At 47.8% G+C, this 26121-nt stretch carries 21 protein-coding genes; 1 reads left to right on the forward strand and 20 read right to left on the reverse strand.

Annotation, left to right across the window (positions count from 1 at the left end; translation table 11 throughout):
• Nucleotides 1–4: 4 nt before the first annotated feature.
• The 20 genes from G9G54_RS05220 to thpR form a co-directional block, all read right to left on the reverse strand.
• Nucleotides 5–1333 carry a UDP-glucose dehydrogenase family protein gene (locus G9G54_RS05220; RefSeq protein ID WP_061830275.1) on the reverse strand — a complete coding sequence of 443 codons (1329 nt, stop codon included), beginning with the start codon at nucleotides 1331–1333 and terminating at the stop codon, nucleotides 5–7.
• 5 nt (nucleotides 1334–1338) lie between these two features.
• Nucleotides 1339–2439 carry a glycosyltransferase gene (locus G9G54_RS05225; protein ID WP_165176465.1) on the reverse strand — a complete coding sequence of 367 codons (1101 nt, stop codon included), beginning with the start codon at nucleotides 2437–2439 and terminating at the stop codon, nucleotides 1339–1341.
• Between the two features lie 28 nt (nucleotides 2440–2467).
• Nucleotides 2468–3616: a glycosyltransferase family 4 protein gene (locus tag G9G54_RS05230; RefSeq protein ID WP_165176467.1), complete on the reverse strand. Its 1149-nt coding sequence runs from the start codon at nucleotides 3614–3616 to the stop codon at nucleotides 2468–2470.
• On the reverse strand, nucleotides 3613–4800 hold the full coding sequence (locus G9G54_RS05235) for a glycosyltransferase family 4 protein (protein ID WP_061830277.1): 1188 nt from the start codon (nucleotides 4798–4800) through the stop codon (nucleotides 3613–3615). The genes G9G54_RS05230 and G9G54_RS05235 overlap by 4 nt, the downstream gene beginning before the upstream one ends.
• On the reverse strand, nucleotides 4787–5626 hold the full coding sequence (locus G9G54_RS05240) for a glycosyltransferase family 2 protein (protein ID WP_039269533.1): 840 nt from the start codon (nucleotides 5624–5626) through the stop codon (nucleotides 4787–4789). The genes G9G54_RS05235 and G9G54_RS05240 overlap by 14 nt, the downstream gene beginning before the upstream one ends.
• 22 nt (nucleotides 5627–5648) lie before the next feature.
• Nucleotides 5649–7028: a lipopolysaccharide biosynthesis protein gene (locus tag G9G54_RS05245; protein WP_165176469.1), complete on the reverse strand. Its 1380-nt coding sequence runs from the start codon at nucleotides 7026–7028 to the stop codon at nucleotides 5649–5651.
• Nucleotides 7029–7033: 5 nt separating this feature from the next.
• Complete coding sequence (locus G9G54_RS05250) at nucleotides 7034–8476, reverse strand: O-antigen ligase family protein (RefSeq protein ID WP_061830308.1); 1443 nt, start codon at nucleotides 8474–8476, stop codon at nucleotides 7034–7036.
• A 5-nt stretch (nucleotides 8477–8481) separates the two neighbouring features.
• Nucleotides 8482–9252, reverse strand: coding sequence for a WecB/TagA/CpsF family glycosyltransferase (locus G9G54_RS05255; RefSeq protein ID WP_028543109.1), 771 nt, complete (start codon nucleotides 9250–9252; stop codon nucleotides 8482–8484).
• Between the two features lie 4 nt (nucleotides 9253–9256).
• Entirely contained in the window at nucleotides 9257–10594 is a 1338-nt protein-coding gene (locus G9G54_RS05260) for an O-antigen ligase family protein (protein WP_165176471.1), read from the reverse strand.
• Nucleotides 10595–10604: 10 nt separating this feature from the next.
• Complete coding sequence (locus G9G54_RS05265; RefSeq protein ID WP_061830280.1) at nucleotides 10605–11540, reverse strand: glycosyltransferase; 936 nt, start codon at nucleotides 11538–11540, stop codon at nucleotides 10605–10607.
• Nucleotides 11540–12238, reverse strand: a complete 699-nt coding sequence (locus G9G54_RS05270; RefSeq protein ID WP_013309152.1) for a sugar transferase — start codon at nucleotides 12236–12238, stop codon at nucleotides 11540–11542. Before G9G54_RS05270 ends, G9G54_RS05265 begins: the two co-directional genes overlap by 1 nt.
• Nucleotides 12239–12254: 16 nt before the next feature.
• Nucleotides 12255–13148, reverse strand: a complete 894-nt coding sequence (gene galU, locus G9G54_RS05275; RefSeq protein WP_013309151.1) for a UTP--glucose-1-phosphate uridylyltransferase GalU — start codon at nucleotides 13146–13148, stop codon at nucleotides 12255–12257.
• Between the two features lie 39 nt (nucleotides 13149–13187).
• Nucleotides 13188–13826, reverse strand: a complete 639-nt coding sequence (locus G9G54_RS05280; protein WP_165176473.1) for a CpsD/CapB family tyrosine-protein kinase — start codon at nucleotides 13824–13826, stop codon at nucleotides 13188–13190.
• Nucleotides 13810–14553 (reverse strand): YveK family protein, encoded by a 744-nt coding sequence (locus G9G54_RS05285; protein ID WP_023987416.1) that lies wholly within the window; start codon nucleotides 14551–14553, stop codon nucleotides 13810–13812. Before G9G54_RS05285 ends, G9G54_RS05280 begins: the two co-directional genes overlap by 17 nt.
• A gap of 274 nt (nucleotides 14554–14827) precedes the next feature.
• Complete coding sequence (locus tag G9G54_RS05290) at nucleotides 14828–15466, reverse strand: response regulator (RefSeq protein WP_069291324.1); 639 nt, start codon at nucleotides 15464–15466, stop codon at nucleotides 14828–14830.
• 116 nt (nucleotides 15467–15582) lie between these two features.
• The gene (locus G9G54_RS05295) at nucleotides 15583–17220 is read right to left on the reverse strand and encodes a sensor histidine kinase (RefSeq protein ID WP_061830283.1); all 1638 of its coding nucleotides are present in this window, start codon (nucleotides 17218–17220) and stop codon (nucleotides 15583–15585) included.
• Between the two features lie 326 nt (nucleotides 17221–17546).
• Complete coding sequence (gene gltB / locus G9G54_RS05300; protein WP_165176475.1) at nucleotides 17547–22145, reverse strand: glutamate synthase large subunit; 4599 nt, start codon at nucleotides 22143–22145, stop codon at nucleotides 17547–17549.
• Nucleotides 22146–22607: 462 nt separating this feature from the next.
• A complete protein-coding gene (locus G9G54_RS05305) occupies nucleotides 22608–23291 on the reverse strand; it encodes a metal-dependent hydrolase (RefSeq protein ID WP_165176477.1) in 684 nt (227 codons plus the stop codon).
• 155 nt (nucleotides 23292–23446) lie between these two features.
• Nucleotides 23447–24259, reverse strand: a complete 813-nt coding sequence (locus G9G54_RS05310) for a cell wall hydrolase (protein ID WP_025720522.1) — start codon at nucleotides 24257–24259, stop codon at nucleotides 23447–23449.
• Nucleotides 24260–24361: 102 nt separating this feature from the next.
• Entirely contained in the window at nucleotides 24362–24937 is a 576-nt protein-coding gene (gene thpR, locus G9G54_RS05315) for an RNA 2',3'-cyclic phosphodiesterase (RefSeq protein ID WP_165176479.1), read from the reverse strand.
• Nucleotides 24938–25163: 226 nt separating this feature from the next.
• On the opposite strand from thpR, the gene G9G54_RS05320 reads away from it, so the two are divergent.
• Nucleotides 25164–26120 (forward strand): D-2-hydroxyacid dehydrogenase, encoded by a 957-nt coding sequence (locus tag G9G54_RS05320; protein ID WP_165176481.1) that lies wholly within the window; start codon nucleotides 25164–25166, stop codon nucleotides 26118–26120.
• The last annotated feature ends 1 nt before the right edge of the window (nucleotide 26121 follow it).

Consider the following 26121-nt stretch of genomic DNA (forward strand, 5'->3'; position numbering starts at 1 on the left):
ACTTTTAAACTTCCACTTTATCCCGATTCCACCCACTCATCCGCGGACGACCCACGGAGTAGTATTCCAGCCCGGAGCCTTGGATCTGTTCCTCAGCGAATACGTTACGACCGTCAATGAGAACCGGCTTGCGCAAAATGGAGGCCAGTTGTACGAGATCGACTTTTTTGAACTCTTCCCAATCGGTCAACAGGCACACAGCGTCGCTACCTTCAGCGGCTTGCTGTGGGGATGAGCACCACATAATATTCGGGTGATCCACGCGCTCCTTGAATTTATCCATCGCAATGGGATCATACAGTTTGACAATAGCGCCTGCCTGAATGAGCGTTTCTACGATTTCCAGTGCTGGAGCTTCGCGGATGTCATCTGTATTTGGCTTGAAGGCGAGGCCCCAAATGCCAATGGACACACCGTTCAGTTGACCCAGCGATTCGCGCAGCTTGGATACAATCATAAAGCGCTGGTCGGTATTCACCTCGACCACCGATTTCAACAACTTAAATTCATAGTCTACATTACCTGCAATTTGGATAAGCGCATTTGTGTCTTTTGGAAAGCAAGAGCCACCATACCCGATCCCTGCTTGTAGGAAAGAGGAGCCAATCCGTTTGTCCATACCCATACCGTCAGCCACACAGGTTACATCGGCACCAACCTTTTCGCAAATATTAGCGATTTCGTTAATGAACGAAATTTTAGTTGCCAGAAACGCATTGGACGCGTATTTGATCATTTCAGCACTACGGATATCCGTCACATAGATTTTATCCGTGAACACCTGATGCAGAGTGACCATGGTTTCACGCAATCCTGTATTGTCCAAACCAATAATGATGCGATCCGGATAAAGCGTATCATTGATGGCTGAACCTTCTCTCAGGAACTCCGGCGCGGAGACGATATCGAAAGACAAACTCGTGTGACGAGCCAACACGTCCTTAATCTTTTCGTTCGTTCCGACAGGTACAGTACTCTTGGTCATAATAATCTTATACCCGTTCATGGCTTTCCCAACATCAGCGGCCGCCTGTTCAATGTATGACAAATTCGCCTCGCCGTTAGCCAGAGAAGGGGTACCTACCGCCAAAATTACGATATCCGAGCGGCGTACCGCATCGGCCAAATCCGAGGTGAACTCCAACCGGCCTGCTTCCAGATTCAACGCGATCAATTCCTCAATACCCGGTTCATAAATCGGAGATTCTGCCCGGTTCAACATGTCGATTTTGTGCTGCTCCAGATCGACACAAATCACCTCATTACCTTTTTGCGCAAAACATACACCCGAGACGAGCCCAACGTATCCAGTACCGATTACAGCCAGCTTCATTCCGTTCATCCTCCTTTTAGAAAGTTCACATAGGCTTGTTCTACATACTTTTTTAATTGATCCTTGAAGTTTACTTCATCAAATTTGCGGGCATGGGTAATGATATCGTCCACATTCCACGCATGTTGCTCAACCTTTTCGACGGCCTCCAGCACATCCTCTACTTGATGCTTGCGGAAAAATACGCCGTTCACATGAGGAACAATCGTATCCAGCGCTCCCCCACCCTGAAAAGCGATGACAGGCCGTCCGGCCGCATTCGCCTCCAAAGGCGTAATACCGAAGTCCTCTTCACCCGGAAAAACGAGCGCTCGGCATTCTGCCATCAGCTTGTTAACCTCTTCATCCTCAAGCCTGCCGAGGAACTCAATGTTCGGGGCAGCCATACCTTCGAGTCGTTTACGGTCGGGTCCTTCACCCACAATGCGCAGCTTGAGACCGTTACGTTTGAATGCTTCGATCGCGAGATCAATGCGCTTGTAGGACACCAATCGGGATACGATCAGGTAATAGTCACCGATGTTTGTAGCGCGTTTAAAACGGGATGTATTAATAGGTGGGAAAATCACATCCGAATCCCTTTGGTAATAGTGCAAAATTCTTCGTTTAACAACCGAAGAGTTGGCGACAAACTGGTCTACGTTGCGAGAAGTTTTGGCATCCCATGTTTTCAACCGGTTCATGTACAGCTTGAGCATGTTTTTGAGCAGGTTGGATTTGGACTGCCGGGCCATATATGTATCGTAATCCCAGGCAAACCGCATCGGTGTGTGACAATAACAAATGTGAAACGTATGTTTGGGTACCTGGATGCTTTTCATAAATGCACTGCTGGAGCTTAAAACAATGTCGAAATCCCTAAAATCAAAATCACGGATAGCAATGGGATACAGCGGCAGCACTCCTTTGAAGTTGTCCTTCACTCCTGGGACTTTTTGTAGCCAAGTGGCTCTAATATCCGCATCCTTCAAGTTACGCGACAGGCGGTCGTCGCTGAACACCGTTGTGAAGATAGGAGCCTCCGGATACATATCGTGGAATACCTCTACTACCCTTTCCGCTCCGCCCATTTGGATTAAGTAATCGTGCGCTATCGCTATTTTCATCTGAATCATCCTTTAACGCGAATGTCGGTCAGACTCCTGCCAACAAACCCTTATAGTAATGAACTATATCCTTAACTGTGTTCTCGATGACAAAATGCTTCTTGACCCGTTCCATCCCTCTCTCACCCATCTGCTGACGTTCTTGTGGATGCTCCAACATCCAGCGGATGGCTGCTTCCAGCTTAGCCGGATCACCCGGTTCAATAAGCAGCCCGGTTTCATGGGGTACCACCGTTTCCTTGGGTCCACCCTCATTGGAGGCAATCACGGGGAGACCCGCAGCCATGCCTTCAATAATGACCTGACCGAATGGTTCTGGTGTAATAGAGGTATGAATCAGCAAATCACAACGCTGCATCAGGCCTTGAATGTCATCGACGTGTCCCAGCAGATTGACGTTAGCCAACCCGTATTCGCGCATCGTGGACTCTAATCGTTGCTTGTATTCCTCTTCTCCGAACAACGCATCTCCAGCCAGCCAGAATTTCACGCGCTGATCCGGTAAAAAGGAGCGTGCTGCTTCCAGTAAAATATGCTGTCCCTTCCATTCCGCCAATCTGCCGACCAATACGACGTTAAACGAGTCATCACCACGTACATGGGCAGCCGTGTCACGTGCTGTAATTGCTTTGGCAAAAGCGGAATAAACGACAAGCGTCTTTTTGTCCGGGGGTAACTCCAACGCACTCAGCGTGGACTTGGAATTAGCAATCACTCCGTTGGGCAAAAAGCGGGACATCAGCCGAATCCCTTTGGCCACAATCGGCTTCAGATACGGCGGACCGATGTGGTCACGGATATGCCAGATCAAGGGCAGCTTCGCCGATTTGGCGGCTACTGTACCATACAGTGCAGACTTGAGCGAGTTCGTGTGAACGCACACGACCTTTTCCTCACGCAGCAAGGGCGCAAGTTTTCTACCGTAAGCCAGCAAACGAAAAGCTGCTGCCGGTGCACCTAGATTCACGGCATTCCGTCCCCGATTGCGAATCGAATCGTCCAATGGAACGATGCGCACATCAATATCACGCTGCCGAAGCCGATCTGCTAAATCGCCCTCCTCTGCCAAAATAACGAGCGGGTCGATATGTTCCCCGATATTCGTCAGTATGTTGTACAAAGCGACTTCGCCGCCGCTCCATCTTGCCGTATGGTCAATATAAGCTACTCTCATCATTTCGCCGCCGCCTTTCTATCAAGGACCTGTCGGAACACCTCTTCCACCTGCTCCGCTACATGTCCCCATGTATATCTGCTCAGGACATGGTCCCGGCATTCCCTTGCATTCGGTAGAAGTTCACGATGATCCAGCACACGCAGCAACCCTTCAGCAATGGCTTCACTATCCGTTCCCTTGAACAAAAGCTCGGGACGGAATCCTCTTAAAATCTCCTTGTTGCCACCCACAGGAGTCGCCAGCACCGGCAGTCCCGAGGCCATCGCCTCCACTGTGATCAGACCGAAACCTTCCAGTGCCTGTGTGGGTACAACGAACAAATTCGATGCTTGGTGGTACAGTGGAAGCTCCTCATCCGACACATAACCGAGCAGCCTTACATGGTTATGAAGATTGTATTCCGCCACCTTGGAAGCCAATTCCTCCATCAAGGGGCCCTTTCCTCCAATCAGCAACACATGATCAGGATGACGCTCGGTTACTCGTCGCCATGCTTCCAGTAGCTGTAGTAGTCCCATTCGATTAACAAGACGACGAACGGTTAGCACAATCGTCGCATTTTGCGGCAAATTCAGGCGCTTCCGCACCGCTTCTTGATCCTCTGCCGGGTGGAACCTTTCTACATTCGCCGCACCAGGAATAATATGAATTTTGCTGAGTGGAACCTTATAGTGCTCATGCAAAATATCCCGAAAAGTTTCGCTGAGCACTATAAATTTATCCGCCAATCCGTAGGCTTTCATTTCAATGGATTTGGCCAACGTCGTTTTTAACAAATGCTTGAGGCCCTGTCCTTCAATCTTCATTTCCTCCGTCCACGGTCCGTGAAAGGTGGTAACTACCGGGATTCCTCTTTTTTTCGCCTCCAGCGCCGGTCCGACACCATAGGGAGCAAAATGGGAATACAGTACATCCGTCGGTTGCTTGTCGAACAGCTCTGCTGCATATTTTTGCATTAGCTCTCGACGCTTCCACATGGATTGCTGCTTGCTGCCAATCGAATGAATCCGAATACGGTCGGGCGCCTGCGGCTGCTCGTCACTACAGATTAGAGCATCCAGCGTATTGCGCTCTAACGTAAGCTGCTCACAGATGGATTTGAAATATGTGTTGAGGCCTCCTGGCTGCAAGGACGGCCAGCTCAGCCCCGTTGCCGCAATACGAAATCCGTTATTGTACGACATAGCTGGTTTCTCCTTTCTGCTCGGTATGTCCGTCATCCACGATTTCTATCTTTTTTCTCCGCTTGGTTAGCTCATAATGCTTGAAGCAGACGAGAAACTCATACATCACCCAGAATACTGCTACGGCAAAACCTGCCAATCCCTTGCGGTATAAGCCTTGGACAAAATACTTCTGCACAAAGCGGGCAGGAGGCCGCCACAACAGTCTGGTCATCCGAAAGGATCTTCCTTTGTTAAATGCCGTCTCTGCTTCCAGATCTGTATATTTGTTAAAACGAGTCATATGATCACTGATGCTGCGGAAGCCGTAGTGCCATAACACGCCCTCCAGATTGACAATCTGGGAGGAGGCTACATCCGGCATTTCATGAACAAGACTATTCGTAATGCCATAAATACGCCGATTGTACAAACGAACCAGGTATTCGCCTTTGTTCATCCATTTGCCGAGAAAATCTCCAATCCGGAATACGGAATATGCTTTGGCCGGATCGTGGAGCGTTTCCTTTACTTTCAACAAGTCTCCAAGCAACTCTGCATCCACTACTTCGTCCGTATCAATCAGGAATATCCAATCAAATTCCGCTTTTTCAACACCAAACATGCGCTGCTTGGCATAACCGGGCCACGGGTTAGAAAACACCCGACAGCCCAAGGATTCAGCTACCTGAATCGTATTGTCCTTGCTCCCTCCGTCAATGACGACGATATCGTCCGCAAAGGGCTTGCAGGATTTAATGGCGGCTGTGATTCGAGTGCCATCATCCTGAGCGATAATAACTACGGATATCCGGTTGTCCGCGGGAACGCTAGACATGTGGTTCATTAGCGGGTGCCTCCTTCTTTATCTAACCGTTAACTGGCTTTTTCCGGATGTAGTGCGACATCGTTGATCGGAGCCATTGAAAATCTTGTTTGGAAATAAGCAGTCTTGGAATCTTCATTTTTAGAACGAATTTAACATTACATAAAATGAAAATGAACCGTAGAATCCCCGAAGACAGCATTGCTATCCCTGCACCCGTCAATCCATATCTCGGCACGAGTATGGACAGCAATGGAATGACGAGCGACAATCCGACACCCTGTAGAATGGTAACCAGTTTGGGCTTACCCAACGCCATAAATTGTTGTGCCAGCACCATGGTCCCTCCACTGATAGCAACCTCAAGCACCAAGAACCGGAATACCGTGAGTGCTTGTTTAAACTCTTGACCATATAACAATGTAAATACGAACGGAGCAATCAGCATCAGCATCACCGCAGCCAAAAAGGTTGCCGTTGATGTCACTCGAAATGCCCGAAATGTTATGGCCACCGCCTCTTCCTTATTCAGACCAGAGGCTTTGGGAAACAGCACGACAATGATCGAGGTAGAAAATACATTCACCATCCTGGCCAAGCTGACCGCTACTGCATATAAACCGAGATCAGCGGGTCTGAGCAGACCCGCAATCAAAATCTGATCAATATAAGTGGAAACCTGCCCCATGAGATCATTTCCGTATGAACCCATACCGTAGGTAAAGAGATTTTTAAATTGCGTCCAGCTGTTCTTTACCTTTGGTTTGTACAGCCGAATCATTCGTATCGTGACACCGATATAAATCGGCAAGCCTGGCAGTAAATAGGCCAATGCCGAGGTGTACGGATTCATATTTCCGGTTAAGATCAGAATCGCCAGACCCAGCAGTGTACTCAGCGGTACCAGATACCGGAATAAATTGTACTGCTTATATTCCGAGCGAACTTGAAGCAATGCATTATTGATCTGTGAAATCGCTATGAGCGGACACATCATCATGGAGCACTGCGCGAAAAGTATGACCGATGAAGAAAAAGAACGCAGCCAATAAGGAATTAGAAAAACTCCGACGAGTGTCGCCAAGCCCCCGAACATGGTAGCCAGCAGCAAGGCCAGACCATACAGCTTGCCCGTTTCCTCCGGTTTCCTTTTCGCATTGTAAATCAATGCAGACGGGACACCGAAGCTCATGCAGAAGGCGAGAAATTGGGACCAGTTCACCATCGCTGTCTGTTCCCCGCGTCCAGTAGGACCTAGGAATCGTGCCGTTAGCACACCAGTCAGCATATTCACGACGAGAATCAGCATACTGAATATCATCGTTTTTACTGCTGCAGAGCTGTTATCCTTGCTTTTGGCAAACCGAATCACTGTGGACCATAGTGTCCGGACAGGTGCGGATAATGCTTGTAAGTTTTGCACAGCCTTTACCTTCTTTCCGCGATGACATCTTTTGCCCATAGTCCTATTCCGATCATCATCCAGATCAGATAGCCGCGCATACCGGGGAAACCATTATCTGATATGAGACTGGCTACAGCTCCGGCCCACGTAGCCAACGCCAGTCTGATATAAGGCTGACTGGCATCTCGTTCGGCAATACGGGCGAGAAGGCGCTTGATGATAACGAACAGACCACCGAAGAAAAAGAATGCCCCGAAAATACCGAAGGTGAGGAAAATGGCGATATATCCATTATCCATAATCCCAAGTTCGCCGAGATCGCCGCCGTTATCAAGCTTGGTTCCGATTCCTACACTCCCGATCCCCTGCCCGACCGGATTGCCAGCAATCGCCGGAAGCATCGTATGCAGTAAATCCAAACGTTCATTGTACGAATGATCCTGCTGAATATCCGTCAGCGTCTGCATGCGAGCCACCAAACCTTCTGCCCCTGGAAGTTTTGGAACAATGATGTAGAGAAGAAGGCCAACTATAGCTAGTTGAAACAAGGTTTTCCACTTTCCCTTGGAAGATGAACTGAGAATGTAAGCCAGCAACATGACGAAGGCAATTAGCCAGGCTGAACGTACCAGCGTGATTAAAAGACAAACGACCGTCAGCAGGATTCCGATCCATCCCAAAGTGCCGCGCCAACGTTTTTCCATTAGCATGGGTACAAGTGCCATCGCCAGGAAAATAGCGCAGGGACCGGGCGAGTTCATGGAAGAAAATACTCTGATTTGAAGTGGTTCTGGAACACCAATGGAATTCATTTCTACATGATTCATCCAAAATGCATCCCACGGAGGCACCGTCAAGTACTGGATAATGCCGTAAATTGCCACAAGAACAGCAATGTTGGCATATGAATACAGCAGTCGGTCCAGCTCCTTCGCCTTCATGGGCTTAATCGCAAGATAAGGCAACAGGATCAAAGGAACCACATAATTGGCTAAATCATAAGCAAAAACAATACCATTTTTGAATAACCCGACCACACTCCCGTAGGCCAATTCTATGCCGAAAAATACAGCAATTCGGGTCAAGGGTTTTTCCGCCTGATGAATGCCTCGCAACACAGGAATAATCAACATACTGCTTACCAGCAGCGGTGCCACGCTCAACAAGGAAACCGAGTGATATGTTCCCTCCATCCAATCCGCAATGCGGCGGATTTCCGGGCCTACTGCCCACACTGCCAGTGTGTAAGGAATCAGTAGCCGCGATTGCAGGATCGCCAGCAGGAAGGCCGGAAAAACGAGCGCCAGCAATATGGCTCCCTGCTGGCTCATGGTGGGATTCATCTTGGCGCTGACAAATCCGATGGCGAGTGGCAGCATACAAGCCAGCAATCCCATGCCGATCATGCTGATTCCACGCCGATTTCCTAGCCAAACGGAAATCTGCTGATCTGCCAACCGACTCATGTTTCTCACCCCTGACCTCCCTTCATCCGCTTCCGCTTGAACATCTCTTTAAACAGCAGAACGAGAAATTGGGAATCCTCAATCAAATATCTTTTCCACAATCGTTTAGGCTCCTGAGACAACCTCCAGAACCATTCAAATCCCGTCTTCTGCATCAGCTCCGGTGCTCTTTTCACATTTCCCGACAGGAAATCAAAGGTCGCTCCCACCCCAATCGAAATCGGAGCACGGTAAGTCTCATAATATCTGTAGATCCATTTTTCCTGTTTAGGTGCGCCTACACCTACAAAAACGATGTCCGGGCGAGCCTCTTGAAGCAGTTGGATAATGTGCCTATTCTCCTCCTCGTTTTTCTCAAAACCATAAGAAGGAGAGTAACAGCCCACCACATTCATGTTCGGATAAGATTCCTGGAGATTGAGCATAGCCTTCTCAGGAATACCGTCAGCTGCACCCAGAAAAAATAAACGATAGCCTCGATCCTCAAAAGCCTCTCCCAGCCGAGTGAACAAATCTGACCCGGACACCTTTTGTTTGAGGGGTTTTTTCAGTAACTTGGACGCCCATATGATAGGCATCCCATCGGCCACTACAGCTCCGGCATCCGAATACACCTTGCGGAATTCATCATCCTTGCGAAGCTTGATCACATGATCGACATTACAGGTCAAAATGTAGGAATGACGCTGATGTTCAATAGAAGTATCTATAAATTCGAGTAGATCATTAAAATCGTAATTATCAAAGTTGACATCGAACATGTTCACTCTGCTCATCGTATCACTTCTCTTTGCGAAAATCGGTTTGAGTAGATGTCTGGTATAACGCGTTCAAATACCAGCAAAATGGAATAATCATCTGAACCGTCGACAACGTATTATCTGAAAACGAGTAGATCAGAAAGCCTGCAATTAAGCTTGCAAAATAAGGTTTGATAGACTTGGCAAGCGACCGGTAAATGAGAGCGAACACGATCAGCAATGAAAGCATTAGTAGCCCGCAACCGATATATCCCGTGTCAAAATAAAAGCGTATATACTCGTTATGCGGTACAACAAAGCCATTGAATAATGTCCCGTCGTTCGCGACCGTTACCGCGCCAAGACCTCTCCCTGACCAAGGGTAATCATGTACTCTGTTCAAAAAATATTCCCATGCCTCCGAGCGTCCCGACAGGTCAATGCCTGTATCGGTCTCCCGTTCGAAGGAGCGTTTTTTTAAATTGTTCCATTGCAGGGCCACCGCCCCCAGAGCAACCAAAAACGATCCGGCCAGCGGTAGCAAATAATTGACTTTCCCCTTGAGGTACTGACGGGCAATATCAAACAGATACACAGCAAACATTAATAACAATGCCAGAATCGGTCCACGTGTACCGGTGGCGATCAGAATCAGAAAGTTCAGTGCCAACACAGTGTAATAAAAAGCGGCTTGCTTGGGTCTACGCTTGACCTCAATCAGAGAGACGGCAATTCCGAGAAAGGAGAGCATTGCCAGATGCGGCGGTATATTCGCTCCTTGTACTCTGACTGCGCCCGTAAATTCAACATCCGTAAACGAATGCAGCCCTAGAACCTGCAAACCCAGTCCAATGACCACACTAATAATGGGCAACAAACTGATCAGTCGGATATGCTTTTCTGCCACATCCTTTTTCCACTGGATCAGTAAAAAAAGGAAAGGGAGTGATAAACCGACGAACGCCTTGACGGCAATCGAGGTCGTTAACAAAGGCAGCCATGCTGAAAATCCAAATGTGATCCCCAGCATGATCACCAATGCCCAGACCGGATAGCTGAACTTGAGACGTATGCCATACACGAGCATACACGGCACCAGCAGAGCCAAAATGCCCAATTTGTACAATGACAAAATCTCAATACCGAACACGCCACCCTGATACAGAGAATCGACTGAGACTGCTGTACTTAGCAAAACAGCGTAGCTGATGCGCTCCGGATGATGTATGGAAACAGCCAGCAAGAGCAGTAAACATACCGCCGCAATACTGACCACCGGCTGATAGGTAGCCGCAATTCCTACAGCAAGAGCGCCCAGTAGAAAAATAAAAACATGCTGTATGGTGTTTATTCTAGTAGTCCAAGGATAGTTACTCATGTTCCATCTTTCACCCCGCAGCTGACTCGCTTTTCCGGTTGCGCAGTGTATCCAGCGTCCCACGGATACTTTCAAGCCTGCACCGGTTCAACAGCTTCCTGCCCTCACTACGCGCCAGCAGGGAATCCACAGTGATGTATAACACTTTGGCTGCCGTCTTCGCCATCAGCATCGCGTTGCCGCGCAGACCTACGGCCTGAGCAGCGTTAGACATGCCCTGACAATAGTAGCGGTTCATGATCCATTCTTTCGTTAACCGTGAGGCAGGCACAAAATGTTCCACAGACATGTGTGGATGATACATAATCGTCCCACCATTTTTACGGATTTGCTCGAATACCCACGATTCTTCACCAGATAGAAGGATATCTCCCTTTCTGCCTAGATGAAGCGGGAACATAACGGCGGCAAAAGCCGTTTTGCGCATCGCCATATTCGCTCCAAATGGATTCAGTCCCGACGGATATTCACGAACGGCTTTGCCCAGATCAATAATCGTGTAAGGCAGTTCAAGCGGGCCTGTCAGCCAACCCGGTCGTTCCGTCTCAAACATAGGGTCAATTTTCCCACCCATAGCCGTCAGCTCAGGATTGTTCCCGAATGCTGACATAATCGTTTGCAACCATGTAACACACGGAATTGCATCATCATCGAGAAAAGCAATGACTTCCGCTCTTGATAACGTAATGCCTGCATTACGAGCAGCAGACAGTCCTTGTTCGCGCTCATAATGATATCGAAGATGGATATTCTGACCATGGGCGACGGTGAACCTTTTGATCGTCGCTGCTGTATGATCAGTGGATCGGTTATCGACCACAATGATCTCAGCCAGTGCAAGGTCTTCCAGTTCCAGCAGGGACATTAACGTTTTCTCCAGCAGGTCCGCCCGGTTATAGGTGCAAATAACGACGGACACTGCGGGACATCGCTTGAATGCATCCATCAGTAAGCATCCTTGGAGAACAGCATTTTAACGCCTGTTTTCATGATGATTTTCAAATCGAGCCACGTATTGCGAACATGAATATACTTCAAATCCATTTGCACCATTTCTTCGAAGCCTACACTGTTACGTGCGCTCACCTGCCAGTAACCCGTACATCCCGGTGTTACAATCAGGCGTTGCTTATCATAATCGGAATATTGCTCGACCTCGCTGGGCAACGGCGGACGCGGACCGACTAAAGTCATGTCGCCGACCAACACGTTCCACAGCTGCGGAATCTCATCAATACTCGTCTTGCGCAGAAAACTGCCAATTTTCGTGATCCGAGGATCGTTTTTAATTTTGAACATGGCGCCGCTCACTTCATTCAGCTCCATCAAGTCCTTTTTCAGTTCCTCAGCATTGGACACCATTGAACGGAATTTATACATATCGAATAACTTCTCATTCTTGCCCACCCGAGTTTGCTTGAAAAACACGCTTCCCTTTGGGTCTTCGAGCTTAATCAAAACGCCTACCACTACAAAAAGCGGAAGCAAGACGATCAAGCCCACGAACGACAGCAGCATATCAAGGAGGCGTTTTGTGACCAGGTAGGACGTTTTATCCTGAATTTGTGTATTTCCGTATGGCATGTAAAACGCTTTACCTGACATGACAGCCTCGCCGTCCTCCGGTAAATTTTCCATGCTCATGCTGACGTACCCCCTCTCAACCTGCCGTGGTTGCTTTCTCGGTCTTTTTCAACCATTCATTCATGGCCTCCATAACCGGATACTTCAAATCATCGCTGGCAAGTGCAAATTCAAGTGTGGTTAGAATATATCCAAGACGTTCACCTACGTCATAACGTGTGCCTTCAAAATCATAGGCGTACACACGCTCACTCTGATTCAGCTTTTGGATCGCATCCGTCAACTGAATTTCGCCGCCAGCTCCTTTTTCTTGAAGATCAAGATATTTGAAAATTTTCGGCGAGAACACGTAGCGACCCATAATGGCCAAATCGGATGGCGCTGTGCCTGGAGCCGGTTTTTCAATAAAATTATTTACTCGGTACAAGCGTCCGTCCTGCTGATCCGGTTCAATGATGCCGTACCGGTTCGTAAATTCCTGCGGTACCCGCTGCACACCGATAACCGAATTTTGAGTTTCCTCATACTGATCCATCAGCTGGCGCAGGCAAGGCTTCTGACCTGTTACGATATCATCGCCCAGTAGCACACCAAACGGCTCGTCCCCGATAAAGCGTCTTGCGCACCATACCGCATGTCCAAGACCTTTGGGTTCTTTTTGGCGAATGTAGTGAATTTCCACTCCTGAAGAACGCTGTACTTCCTCCAGAAGCTTCAGCTTACCGTCCTCGAGCAGTTTGGATTCCAGCTCAAATGCGTTGTCAAAGTGGTCCTCAATGGCACGTTTGCCTTTACCCGTAACGATAATAATGTCCTCAATACCAGAAGCAATCGCTTCTTCCACGATATATTGAATCGTAGGCTTATTGATAATTGGAAGCATTTCCTTAGGCATCGCTTTTGTGGCAGGGAGGAAGCGCGTACCTAACCCTGCTGCTGGAATAATGGCCTTTTTCACTCTTTTCGTCATCGCACTCATTCTCCTTGCTTCATCGAATTTTGGTGTTGCTTACTTCACCTGATTCATCACAATTCCAACCAGCGTCGCACTGGCCTGCTCCATGAGTTGCTTTGTTTTACGTAGATCTTCCCGTTTGGTACGACCATGTCTAGCGACGAGAATCACACCATCCGTTAAGCCTGCAATCAGGCGAGCATCCGTATAATTCAGCGCCGGAGCCGAATCGAGTAAAATGATGTCATATTCACGTTTGAGCTCTTCCAGAAGCTCAGCCATACGTTCGCTACCGAGCAGATCTGCTGCGTTGTACAGGGTGTCTCCACTGGGAACAACCGATAGCTCCAGGCCACCATGTCTAACGATAGACTTGGAAGAAGCCCCACCGCGCAAATAAGCCGATAGACCTCCGGTATTCTCCATTCCGAATATCTCGTGCAGCGCTGGTTTATGCAGATTGCAATCCACCAGAGCCACCTTCTTGCCTTCTTGTGCAAAGGAAACTCCGATGTTGGCGAGCAGTGTTGTTTTACCCGCTCCGCTTTCCGGCGAGGTCAACAATAGAACCGTGCCACGGTCCTTTTGCCCAATCACCTGCTGCCGGATGTATGTACGGAGGGATCGAAATGATTCCGAGATATACGATGATGGATTACTTTCTGTAATCAACATGTCATTCAATCGCAGCATATTTACGCTCCCCTACCCGTTCTTTGGAATTTCCGGCTGCTCCATCGACGTCCTTCTTGCGAATGACTGGAATCGATGCAATTACCGGAATACCGATGTCCGCGTCCGCTTCTTTCTCCGAGCGCAGCGTACCGTTAATGCTTTCTAGGAACACAATCGTGCCCAATGCAATCATCAGCGATACGAGAAAACTAATCGCAATATTCATGAGCGGGTTCCCATTAATCGGGTCAGGATTGGCCTGAGGGTCCGCTTCATTTAAAATTTTCACATTATTTAATTCCATCAATCCCGGAACTGTCTGTACGAATTTCTGGGTTACCGCGTTTACAACCGCTGCGGCCTGTGGATAGCTCCCTGCCTCAAACGTCAAACCGATAACCTGACTTTTATCCGAGGATTTAATCTGCAGTTTCTCTGCCAACTTCTGCTGCGTCAAACCGAACTCGGGATGAGCCGCTACAACAGCGTCCATAATTTTAGGTGAAGTGAGAATTTGCTTGTAGCTTTCCACCAAATTAAGACTTGTGTTGACGTCGTTCAGATTGTTGCTCCCCTGCTTGGCGGAAATATGATTAACCAGCAGTTGGCTTGAAGCGGAATAGACTGGCTTCACGACATTGTCGCTCACAAAGTATGTTGTTACACATGAGAGAATGACAAAAATTGCGATCAGCCACAATCTTCTTTTGATCAGGACTAGATAATCCAAAATGGTTTTCTCCACAAAAATCCTCCCTCCTACACAATTTCTCTTCTTATTTTAAGTATGATCTAATTGTAACAATCCGTTGTGTGAACGACATGGAACCGAATGGCACTTTCTCCCTCACTACGGGGGGAGGGGAATGTATACTTTCGGATACGGCATGGTATACTTTTGTACCATGCTTTGTCGATTATGGAAAAAGAAATCGAAAAAAGCCTCAAAATCACAAAGCTTGGTGATTTTGAGGCTTTTCTTTCTACTCGCATATGAAAGTGCAGCGTAGCTTATAGAGTCAGCGCATCATTGTTGGCTCGTACTTCGCCAGACCGATGGCATTGGCATACAATGCTGCCTGCGTACGATCCGCTAGCCGCAGCTTGGCCAAGATCTGACTGACATGCTTTTTGACTGTGAACTCACTGATAAATAACCGGGATGCAATTTCACGATTGCAAGCTCCTTGTCCCAGCTCGACCAGCACTTCCTTTTCCTTTGGCGTCAGGTCGTCGGTCAGATTGCCCGCATCTTCACGCAGCTTGTTTTCGAGAATAGCCGGATCATAATATTTGCGTCCTTTGTTGACAAGATGAATCGCGTAAATTAGTTCCTCAGGCAATGCTTCCTTAAGCACATAACCGTCCACGGAAGCTTCCTCTGCTTTTAGAAAATCTTCACGTGTTGCGGAAGAAGTCAGCAAAATAAATTTGCTTCTGAAACCGCGTCCGCGCGCTATCTTGATAATATCCAGCCCCGATTCATCAGCTAGTTTCAAATCCAGCAGCACCAGATCCGGATCCGTTTCCTCGATCACCACAAGTGCTTCCTGTTGATTCTGGGCCTCTCCCGCAAACTGAACATTGGGCTGCATGGATATAACTGCAGCGAGTCCTTTCCGTACTAAAGGATGATCATCGACAATGACAATTTTCATGATTCGGCCTCCTGTCTACAGTTCAGGATTTGCATAATCCCTATGTATCCGATTGTTACCGCAGATTTTGTATTGCAGAATGTTCACACATTTTATTCGAGGATTTTGCAAAATCCTCATTCATAAGCATTTACCGGAATGGACAATCGGATCTGTGTTCCCTCTCCGATTCGACTTGAAATATCAAATTCGCCTCCCATCGATTGAGCTAAATATTCCATATTCATCATGCCCAGGCCCCCGCCTGCACTGACCGCCTCACCTCCTGCTACCATTCTCGCCGTCTCAAACCCTACTCCGTCGTCATGAATAGACAGTCTAATCACTTGGGGCGTCAATTTTAACTTCACATCAATTCGCTTGGCCAATCCATGACGGATTGCGTTCCCCGCCGCTTCGGAAATGATGCGGAACAAAGCCTTTTGGTACAAATACGGAAGTGAATAATGATCACCATGAATGTCAAAATCAATTTGTACATGGTTCAGCTTGGAGAGTGTATGCAGATGACTTTTCACCGTCCCTAACCAAGTTGAGCCTCCGCTTTTTTTCGAACTTAAACTATGAATCGCCCCTTTCAGCTCCCTAACCGCTTGGTTGGCTGATTGCTGAATTAGATCAATTTGCTCCTCCACCTGCTCCTTTGGCTGATGACACCAGGTTTGCCGGAGAGAATGCGTTGCGTACACAATACCAAAAAGACTTTGAGAAACATTGTCATGCATTTCATTTGCAATCCGGTTCTGCTCATTCGTCACAATCAGCTGATTTTCAATACGCTCCAGCTCATAGCGCTCCAAGAACACAGCGCTCAGCTCAGCCAAGAATATCAGTTGTTGCACGAGCCAGCGTCTTCCTGTCAGACTTTGATCCGGGCCCAGCTTGAGGCCAATCGTCGCTACAAAACGGGTCGTCATCGGTACGGTAATCATGAGGAAATCGCCCCATTCTGGCAGATGTCTAAAAAATGGTTCACGCTCTTCCCTGAATTCCTCCCGATAATTCCCCAGCTCCTCGAATAGCTGCTCCTCCTCCTCTACCGTCCAGCCTGTCTGGCTGCTTTCCGGTGCATCCTCCTCCTGACTATCCAGCCAGAAAAATGCACGGCTCTGCTTGGTTAGCTTGACCGTATAGTCCGAGATGACTTGACCGAGATTTAAAGCCTCATTGTGGCTGGTCGTCTCCATGATGTGGTAAATCGACTTGATATGATCCATCGTCTCATTGGCTTGTTCTTTAGCCACCTTCAGTTCGTCCTTCATGACGCCGATAACCTGCATTGCCATCGTAGTTGCGATCAGTACCAGAAACAAATTGATGTTCTGCAATATAAGATCCCACAAAAAATATTGACCTGGTGTAAAAAAGATATAACAAAATGTAAGCACCAAGCCGATATAAGAAAGGAGGAGTGTCCAACTGTATCTCATAGACAGATGAGCACAAGCCACCAGCATGGGGGTAATCACATACCATTTGAACGGGCTATCCATCCCTCCGGTTGGGAACAACAACAAAATGATCCCTGCTGTTTCTAGTGCAATGCTACATTTCAATACCATATCATGAAGTCTGTATTTACGGTAAATCCAAGTAAATGCTGTAACGGATAAAAATAGAAAACCAATCAGTAATAGCTTCTGCCACACGATTAATCTAGATGATTCGAACAGAAAAACAAGTGACGTTAAAGATAGTGATACATAACGGTATAAAAAAATCATTTGGTCTTCTGCTGACTTCCTCAACTTCATCCTGTCACCCTATTCTGTGTTTTGAAGGGACGATGGGCATATTAGGTTTGTTTGTGTTTGTGTACTCTAAAAAAATCATAACCAATCCAAAAATAAATAACAAGACATAAACTCTTACGTAAACGGTTACATTCCAAAAAATTTGGTACTTTTTATAACATATTTACCGTTTCAGGAAAACATTTTGGGGGTAATGTCAGAATTTATGACGTTTGTCAAGGAAATAAATCACATTTTTGTAACCTAAAAAAGACTTGCTGGTACCACCGTGATTATAACAGCGGTATTCAGCGAGTCCTTTTTTAGTAAGTTTGGTAGTCTACATTTTAGCCCCCGGCACGCGCCAATTCACGCATATTGGCTTCAAATGCTGCCAACAGAGCTTCATCTCCGCTCAAACCAGTTGCCTCTTCTTTTTGGATCTGTTCAATCATACGCTTGTAATCCTTTGGAATCACTCGTACAAACTGCTGAATCGCAGTCTGCCAATCATCCAAAATACGTTGTCCCGCTTCACTACCCGTGTAAGTGACATGGCGTTGAATCAAGCCGCGCAAATCCGCTGCTTCTGCAGGATCTTCCACACCTTCCAGCAACACCATTTCCAGATTACAACGGCTCAGGAACGTCCCCTCAGGGTCATAGACATAGGCAATACCACCGGACATTCCGGCTCCAAAATTCCGTCCGGTTCCACCCAATACAGCTACACGTCCGCCCGTCATATATTCGCAACCATGATCACCAACGCCCTCAACTACAATACGTGCGCCGGAGTTCCGAACGGCAAAGCGCTCGCCTGCGATTCCGCTAATGTAAGCTTCACCGCTGGTCGCTCCATACAAGGCTGTATTTCCGATAATAATGTTTTCTTCTGCCTTAAAGGTCGCTTTGTGAGACTTTTTCACAATAATCTTACCGCCAGATAGCCCTTTACCGACATAGTCATTGCTATCGCCTTCCACGCTCAGCGTGATGCCTTTCGGAATAAATGCCCCGAAGCTCTGACCTGCCGATCCAATAAAGTTAAAGCGAATCGTATCCTCAGGCAGACCCGCCGCTCCATACTTACGGGTAACCTCGCTGCCCAGAATCGTTCCTACCGCCCGATTCACGTTTGTAATAGGTAAGGTGCCCTCAACAGGCGTTCCGTTCTCCAGCGCTTCCGCAGCCATCGGTACGAGCTGTTGCATGTCGAGTGTTTCTTCCAGACCGTGATTTTGGCGTTGTACGCGGTAACGTACACTACCTTCTTCCAACTCAGGAACATGCAACAGCAAGCTCAGGTCTACGCCCTTCTTCTTCCAGTGCGAATCGGCGTTCACGGTATCCAGACAATCCGTACGTCCAATCATTTCCTGAATCGTACGGAAGCCCAATTCCGCCATAATTTCACGGACATCTTCCGCGATGAAACGCATAAAATTCACCACATGGGCAGGATCGCCCATATAATTTTTGCGTAGCTCCGGATTCTGCGTAGCCACACCAACCGGACATGTATCCATTTGGCATACCCGCATCATAATACAACCCAACGCCACGAGCGGCGCTGTAGAGAAGCCGTATTCTTCCGCGCCCAACAGGGCAGCTACTACCAAATCGCGGCCAGACAGCATCTTGCCGTCTGTCTCCAATACCACGCGGTCGCGCAGGTTGTTTAGCATCAGCGTCTGATGCGTCTCCGCCAGACCCAGCTCCCAAGGCATACCCGCATGGCGGATGGAGCCTTGCGGGGAAGCGCCTGTACCACCGTCGTAACCGCTGACCAGAATAATGTCAGCACGGCCTTTTGCTACCCCTGTAGCGATCGTGCCTACGCCTACTTCTGACACCAGTTTCACGTTAATGTCAGCACGCGGATTAGCGTTTTTGAGATCATAGATGAGCTCTGCCAAATCCTCGATAGAATAAATATCGTGATGCGGCGGTGGTGAAATCAAACCTACTCCTGGCGTAGAACCACGTACCTCAGCGACCCAAGGGTATACCTTACGTCCTGGCAGTTGTCCACCTTCGCCCGGCTTAGCGCCTTGCGCCATTTTGATCTGAATTTCGTCAGCATTCACCAAGTAATTCGATGTTACACCGAATCGGCCCGACGCTACCTGCTTAATCGAACTGCGGCGAGAATCGCCATTGGCATCCGGTATGAAACGTGCAGGGTTCTCCCCACCTTCACCCGTATTGCTCTTGCCACCGATCCGATTCATCGCAATCGCCATATCTTCATGCGCTTCCTGACTGATCGAGCCAAAGGACATGGCTCCTGTCTTGAAGCGACGCATAATGGATGCAGCGGATTCCACTTCATCCAGCGGCACAGGCTCACCAGCAGGCTTCAATTGAAGCATGGAGCGAATCGTCAAATACTGTTCAGATTCACCCTGTACCAGCTTGGCGTACTTCTTGTAAAGCTCGTAGTCTCCCGAGCGTACCGACTGCTGGAGCAAATGCACCGTTTGCGGGTTAAACAAATGTTCTTCCCCATCGTTACGCCATTGATAGTCGCCGCCCGAATCCAGCACTTTGTCGTTGCCGTCCTTGTCAGTGAAAGCACGGTTATGATGAACCAGCGCTTCCGTAGTCACTTCCTCCAGACCAATACCGCCAATGCGGGAAGGTGTCCAGGTGAAATAACGGTCAACAAAATCCTGCTTCAGACCTACAGCCTCAAAAATTTGTGCTCCACGGTACGACTGAATCGTGGAAATACCCATTTTGGACAATATTTTAACGACACCCTTCGTTGCCGCTTTAATATAATTTTTAACTGCCTTTTCGTGCGAGATGCCGCGCAACAAGCCCTGCTGAATCATGACATCCAGCGTTTCAAAAGCCAGATACGGATTAACCGCGCTCACACCGTAGCCAAGCAGCACCGCATAATGGTGAATATCCCTTGGCTCCCCGGACTCCAGCAAAATGCTCACACGTGTGCGTGTACCCTGCTTAATCAGATGGTGATGCAGGCTGGAAACAGCTAGCAACGCCGGAATGGCCGCATTTTCCGCATCCACTCCACGGTCGGACAAAATCAGGATGTTATGACCTTTGTCAATGACACGGTCAGCCGCCTCAAACAATCCTTCCAGCGCCTTGCGTAAGCCCTCAGCGCCTTCCTTCGCTTCAAAGAAGATCGGAATTGTCATCGATTTGAAGCCAGGACGGTGTACGTGGCGAATTTTAGCAAACTCCTCATTCGACAACACCGGCGAATCCAAACGAATCTGACGACAGCTTTCCGGTTCTGGATGCAGCAAATTGCGCTCTGGTCCAATCGTAGTTGCGGTTGACGTTACAATCTCCTCACGAATGGCGTCAATCGGCGGGTTCGTGACTTGAGCAAACATTTGTTTAAAGTAATTGTACAAACGTTGCGGACGATCAGACAGCACCGCCAATGGTGCATCGTACCCCATTGAACCAATCGGTTCTGCACCTGTAAGTGCCATCGGCTCCAGAATTTTGCGCAGTTCTTCAAACGTATATCCAAAAGCGAGCTGAAGCTGATTTACATTTTCATGTTTAGGCTCCGGCTGTTCTAGTGCTTCCGGCAGCTCATCCAAATCAACCAAGTGCTCATCCAGCCATTGCTGATAAGGTTCCTCGGAAGCGATACGTTCCTTTAACTCTTCGTCAGAAACGATACGGCCTTCTTGAGTATCAACCAGCAGCATACGACCCGGACGGAGACGATCCTTATAGAGCACATTTTCAGGAGCAATATCCAATACACCCGCCTCTGAAGACAGTGCGATCAGATCGTCCTTGGTCACATAGTAACGTGCAGGACGCAGACCGTTGCGGTCGAGAATCGCCCCGATTTGGATACCATCTGTAAACGCCATCGCAGCAGGTCCGTCCCACGGCTCCATCATGGTGCTGTGATATTCATAAAATGCTCGTTTCTTCGGGTCCATGGTTTCATGCTTGTTCCAAGGTTCCGGCACCATCATCATGGCTACATGAGGAAGGGAACGTCCGCTCAGATACAGAAACTCTAGTGTATTATCAAACATAGCTGTATCTGAGCCATCTGGGTTAATGACTGGTTTTACCTTCTTGATATCTCCGCCAAACGCTTCGCTTTCAAACTGCGCCTGGCGAGCATGCATCCAGTTCACGTTGCCGCGCATAGTATTAATTTCGCCGTTGTGAATCATAAAACGATAAGGATGCGCACGGTCCCAGCTCGGGAACGTATTCGTGCTAAAACGGGAATGGACCAGCGCGATCGCCGATGTCACCCGCTCATCCTGCAAATCCAAATAAAATTTGCCTACCTGCTCGGTTGTGAGCATTCCTTTGTATACAACCTTGCGACATGACAAACTTGGAATATAGAACGACTCACCGTCCTTATCCTCTTGGTTATAGCGAATAGCAAGCTCTGCACGTTTGCGAATGACATACAGTTTCCGTTCGAAGTCCAGCTCTTCCTTCAAATCGCTACTGCGACCGATGAATACCTGACGCACGCCCGGTTTAGCTGCTTTTGCCGATTTACCCAGCATTTCGTCATAAGTTGGAACATCGCGAAAACCCAAACAATTTTGACCTTCGTCCACGATGATATCTCTTAGCTTCTGCTCATGCACCTCACGAACTTTTGGATCATTGGATACAAAAAGCATACCCACGCCATAATGTCCGGCCTTTGGCAATTTAAAGCCCAATCGCTCCGCTTCCTCTTGAAAAAACAGATGAGGGACCTGAATCATAATCCCTGCTCCGTCACCGGAGTTTGGTTCACTTCCCTGACCGCCCCGATGCTCCATATTCACGAGCATGGTCAAAGCCTGACTTACAATATCGTGCGATGGTTTTCCCTTGATGTGGGCAACAAAGCCCATGCCGCAGGCGTCTTTTTCGAATTGGGGATCATATAGTCCCTGTTTGGGTGGTAAACCTGTCTGTCTCATGGAACGCAACCTTTCTGTTATAAAGTCATGCTGGCCTGAAATACAGGCGGCCGAATAGAAGACAGTGGCGACAAGAGGTAACTCAAAGAACAACTACGAGGAATGGGGGACAAAACATGTGACGTATTCAAGGCGGTACGGTCCGCCGAATGCGTATGTTTTTCAATAATTATGCAATGGCTTGACTTGAAAAACACGTCGATTCCACTGATGAATCTAATTAGTTCTATCATTTTATCATTGACCTATCATGTTAGCAATTCAAAGTTTTTATGATTGTGATAATAAATCTTTTACATTACAGCTTCAACGTATCAATGCAAAAATATCTCATTTTTATGTATAAATATTCACTTTTAAAAAATAGCCTTTCCTATTCCTCTAAGGAACAGAAAAGGCTAACAAAGGAGATTTGATGAGTTATAGACCATCAAGTGTATTCCCGCAAATCAGATATCCGTATTAAAATTCGAGACTTTCGCCGGGCTTCAACGCTTTCCCTTCAATGCCTTCTTTGTGCAGACGATCACAGAAGCCGTCTCCGTCCTGCTCAATACCCGGGAACGTATTGTAATGCACTGGTATTACGCGACTTGCACGCAGCCATTTTGCTGCCAGCAGTGCATCCTCCGGTCCCATCGTATAACCATCTCCGATAGGCAATACCGCAGCATCGATGGAGTTAGTTTCGCCAATGAGACGCATATCGCCAAACAGGCCAGTATCCCCTGCATGGAAAAAGGTTTGGCCTCCCATGGTCAATAAAATCCCCGCCGGCTCTCCCATGTAAATGGGTTTTCCGTCCACCGTCAAAGATGAGCTGTGGAACGCAAGTGTGAATTTCACATGGAAACCGTTAAAGTGGTGCCCCCCACCCAGATTCATACCGTGAGCTTTGGCCCCCAAGGATGAACAATATTCGGCCAGTTCCGCGACCGCGATTACTGGGCAATCATTGCGCTTGGCAATTTCAACAGCATCTCCAAAATGATCGGCATGACCGTGTGTCAACAGCACGGCATCCACCTGAATATCCTCGGCCTGTACGGTTGCTTTAGGATTTCCCGTCAGAAAAGGATCAATAATAATCCGTTTCCCCTCTGCCTCTACCAGTACAACTGAATGTCCATAATATGTGATTTTCATATCATCTACGCCTCCTTTGTCACTTTCATTATTTTGGTTACTTTCCTTTACCTATTATACCTCTTTTGCATACTGGCTTCACCTGTACCCTAAAATCCGTTCACAAAGCTGAACCCTATTGTTTAGAAAGGGCTGTTATTTGTAGAAGGCTACCTTTATTTATAAAAGGTATGATGACCTATGGTTTTCACCTTGGTACGGGAATGATGAACTGTAAGGTCCTGGGCCAACGTAAGCGACAGGAAAAAACAGGTGTTATCAGGCACGGCTTTATGGCCGTTCAAAGCAGCAGTAACCGCACGAATGCTGTCCTGGTTGGGCTGAACACGACGAAGACGCCCGTTCGCGACCGGACTAAATTGCGCTTTTTGATAAATCACTGCCTGAATCGTATCGGGAAATGGGGCTGACCGCAGCCGGTTTAAGACAACGTTGGCAACTGCCACTTTGCCTTCGTACGGTTCGCCTTCTGCTTCTGCCATCACTATTTTTTGCAGCAGGAGCAGTTCTTTAGCGGAGACAGGATAGCTCCAGGTAGACAACGCCTTGTCATCCTGCGTGAGCATTTTTGTCTTCGTAAAGTAGATGGTTGTAGGAGGGGTTAGGATTGCGGACTTGCTATGCTGGACCTCAGGCTTTTTCTTGCCTGTAGCAACGTTATTCCGAGCTTGTTCCGCCTGCTTCATCTGGGAAGCGGGTAACGGAGTCGGCATGATTTCTTTCCAGCTTGATTGCCCATGAGCAGCGACAAAGATGGGGCTTGTCCTGTTTGACCCGTTATGGGTCCCCATCCTGTCGCCATATGTAGGAGACGAAGAGTTCCCTGACCAGCTCAGAGATTGCATAGGTGTATTTTTATGATTTTTCTGTGTTTGCTGAACCTCAGCGTAGAGGCCTATCCCCAATATACAAACAAGCAGCACACTCAATAGAGGTGCAAACCAACGATGTTCTTTAACGATTTCCATAATGTTCCTCCCGTTAACTTTAAGCACATTCCTCAGATATGTAACCCAAAATGCGCTTTTTGAATAACGCTGAAACACTATATCACTAAATTCGCTGATAGATCAAGGGTTTCGCCTTATTAATGGGAATGTTTGAATTATCTGGTACATTGGTTTTTGACCCAATCGGGTTGCATATAAAACAAATTCTGCCACTTCCCACGGCTCGCTGCTTCGGTCATTTGGCTGCCACACAGAAGCTGGAACGGGCTGTCCCCCTGTGTACGAACGTGCTACGGTGATATGAGGTCGATAAGGTCGCTCCTCGGGTTTAAAACCCAGCGGTTCGGTAGCCTGGAGTATGGACTGGTACAGTTGATCCAGTGAATCACGCTGCCCGGTCACTCCCCTCCACAGTACACGCGGAAATTCTTCACGGCCAAAAAAACCTGCTTCTCCAATGCCGAGTGTGAACGGGCCATGCTCAGTTGCAGCTTGAACTAAAACCTGCTCAAGTTTCGGTATAACCGAGGTCTCCACATCACCCAAAAACTGAAGTGTCACGTGGTAATCTCTGAAATCACTCCATTTGCGAAAAGTCAGGTCTTTTAAATCCTGCTCCACCCAATAATGTAACTTCTTCTTATGCTCATTCGGGAGAGCAATAGCTGTAAAAAGTCTTTGCGATTCATTTTTCATAACCTATACCTCTTTTTCTAATAGATATTTGTGGATATCTCAAAATGTAGCTGTTTGGTTTGTCCCTGATCAGGGTAAAGCCATTTGTTGTTATATATAGTGACACTGCGAGCTCGTTTTTACCCTTCTTATGCAATTTTTTCGGCAATCTGTTATTCTTGAAAGGATGGCTCGCCAGAATATATTGGAAACTCCAAGGGATCAAAAATCGAGGAGGCTATGAACTATGGGAAACATTTTAAGCTTACATCAACTTACGGAAGAGCAAAAAAAACAAGTTCGTGCAGCGGCTCCGGGCTACGAGTTGATTATTGGCAAAGCTCAAGAATTGGAGTCTAAGCAAATCCGGGAGGCCGAGGTTATTCTAGGCTGGTCCAAGCATATTGCCGAGGAGGCATTACATCCAGACAGCAAGCTGAAGTGGATACAAACCTGGTCGGCTGGGATTGATAAACTACCGCTTACCGAATTGGACAAGCGTAACATTTTACTCACGAATACCAGTGGTGTGCACGCCATTCCAATTACAGAGCAGATCTTTGGAATGCTGCTATCGCATACACGTTATTTACAGCAAGCAGCTCTCTTGCAGCGTCAGAAAACATGGCAGCCACCGAAAGGCCAACTGACGGAATTACTTGGTAAAACGCTGCTGATTACAGGCGTTGGCGAAATTGGCCGTGAAACAGCGCGGATTGCAGAAGCCTTTGGCATGCGGGTGATCGGAGTCCGACGTTCTGGCAAGGAAGCTCCCCATGTAGAGCACATGTATACTAACGAACAACTTCACGAAGCATTGGGAGCAGCGGATATTGTGGTAAATATATTGCCATTCACCAAGGAGACCCACCACTTCTTTGACGAAAAAGCATTTGCAGCTATGCGTAAGGGAGCCTTCTTCATTAATGTAGGTCGCGGTGGCACCGTTCATACGGATGCGCTTGTACACTCTTTGGAGCAAAAGCATATTGCCTTTGCCGGACTGGATGTATTCGAGGAAGAACCGCTACCTGCTTCACATCCGCTATGGAGTCTGGACCATGTCTTGATCACACCGCATATTGCAGGCGATACAGATAGATATGCCGAACGAGCGGTAGATATTTTTCTTACTAATTTGAATGCCTATGCCGCTGATCAGGAGTTACCGCTTAATTTGGTTAACTACAAAACTCAGTACTAAA

The sequence above is a fragment of the Paenibacillus sp. EKM212P genome (assembly GCF_011066115.1).
GTDB lineage: Bacteria > Bacillota > Bacilli > Paenibacillales > Paenibacillaceae > Paenibacillus > Paenibacillus polymyxa_B.